We start from the raw sequence: 1,992 nt of genomic DNA, 5'->3' as shown, positions 1-1,992 counted from the left end.
AACTGGAACCAAGCCATCAATCAGCTCGCTGTAGCCTACCCAGACCGATTCGCCCCATATCTATAAATCAGCCCCATACACAAATTTGCTGACACCCTCCCGAAGAACGAATCACGTGGTGGCGGTATAGGTATGATAATGAACATCCGCATTCAGCACTGGGCTACATGACCGAAAATGCATTTGCGGAGAAATGCCAAGCACGAAAATCAGATGGTAACCGCTTAAGTCGTAAGGGCCTGATTCTTAGCCCACTCCAAACGAGCTCAAAGGGAATGAAACAGATCCCCGTTGGCTCTCTCACCGAGCTGCAAGTTCACTGAAGTACCGGGACGGCCTATGATGCCAGGGGGCGCTAACAACTCCGCACGGCTTTTGGGGCGACAAAACAGTGACGAGTACCCCAGCCAAACCACACATCAGTGCTGCTGCACCGCTTTCCTTAATGCTTGATTTCTCTGAAAGGGCAGGCCGAAGAATACGCTTACAGTATTGTTCCCGGGCTTCACTAACCTGGTAGTATACAGAAACTGTATCTAAGGTCTCTACAATTCCAGCAGAACCATGGCAAGAAGATGGTCCAATTCCCTCATCCACATGAGTCAAATTCTCAACAACAAGGCTAAGGACACCGAGCGCTTCATCCCGATGATTCCTATCCTGGGCACACTCCCACAGCGTCAACGCGTATCCGGCTAATCCGTGACACCAGCCACGGGGAACTTCTGATGGTACTTGCAGCCACTCCCCCATTGCTTTAATATGCCTACGAATTACGGCGCTATCCTCATCAAGATCCCGCCCAAGCATACGACTAGCTCCCAAGTACGTATCTACGATACCAGCGACTCCATGTGCATAGCCTCGATTATCCTGTTCAATCTCATCTAGGTCGCTTACATGGTGAAGAACCTCCTTAAGAACCAGGAGTTCCCGTTCAACTGTGGTTGACGCAATCGCGGCTAGCCTGGGATCCGCATGATCGGTAAGCTCAACCCAAAAGCGGATCCGCCCCGCCGCACCGCCGATTATTTCAGCTTCTTGGATAGCATCGTTAAGAGTTAAATGATCATCATTTTGTGCATTCCTCTTTGTCTTGTTCCTCTCAAGCAGGGACAACACGGCACGGGAGTAACGCTCAACGGCTGAAATCAGCTCCTCTGGTATCCGATGGCCTCGATGAAGCCGGATCAAGGTAAGCAGTACGCCTCCGGCACCATCCCAGACTCCTAGTCTAGAAAGAGAATCGACTTTCCATGTGTCACGTACCCATTTCAGTCCGGACTCACGGCAACGTTGAAGTAGCGCTTTAGATTGAGGCGTTTCATGCAGCAGTAGCACATCAATAATCCCAGCCATCCCGCCATATAGTTCATCGCCACAGGCGCCGGGTTCCCAGGCACGGTCAAAGTCCTCCCCGACTAGTACTGAGAGGCTATCCACACCGAATACCCTTTCCGGGTTGCTCCCGATACTATTTATAATTCGGTCAATGGCACGTAACTCCAAAGGCTTCTGATTGAGAGCATCTACACAACTTACCGGCAGTACAGCCCCACGTGCGCGGAACGCCGCATTAATCCACCGTTTTTGCTCAATCCAAACACCTTGTTGTGGAAGTTCGTCTCGAACACGCATGATTGCCGCCCGCTGGGGCGAAATCTCCAGAGAGGCGGTTTCAGACCCGAGCTCTTTAGGGATTGCTAGGCCTCCAAGGGTGGTCAAGGTTGTACTCTGAAAATTGCAAGCAAAAGCTGGAACATCTCCGCTGAGCATCTGCATTGCCTCTGCGGGCCACATCCGAGCGTCGCCGCCATGGCAGATGGTTGCAGCAGCTAAAATCGATGCTTCTTCGTTACTTATTATCAGAGGGTGGGCTAGCAAACGTAAGATCTGTGATGTGTCAGAGCTTTGCTCACACACGATGTCATAGCTCTGCTCACGAACAGTGTCACAACCTTGCTCACGATTCAGGGGCACGATTTCGGGTCA

The 1,992-nt window shown here is 51.4% G+C and carries 1 protein-coding gene; it reads right to left on the bottom strand.

All coding sequences use genetic code 11. From position 1 onward, the window contains the following. Positions 1-300 precede the first annotated feature (300 nt). Positions 301-1,638: a lanthionine synthetase LanC family protein gene (locus F4V58_RS01015; RefSeq protein ID WP_170252483.1), complete on the bottom strand. Its 1,338-nt coding sequence runs from the start codon at positions 1,636-1,638 to the stop codon at positions 301-303. Positions 1,639-1,992: the final 354 nt, after the last annotated feature.

Source organism: Corynebacterium phocae (assembly GCF_008693075.1).
In the GTDB taxonomy this organism is placed as follows: Bacteria; Actinomycetota; Actinomycetes; order Mycobacteriales; family Mycobacteriaceae; genus Corynebacterium; species Corynebacterium phocae.
Note: the sequence above shows the minus strand (reverse complement) of the source record. Positions and strands in the feature narration are given on the sequence as shown.

Bases quoted from the DNA above. Each gene is read 5' to 3' on its own strand.
- F4V58_RS01015 (WP_170252483.1), bottom strand. From the start codon at position 1,638: ATGCGTGTTCGAGACGAACTTCCACAACAAGGTGTTTGGATTGAGCAA.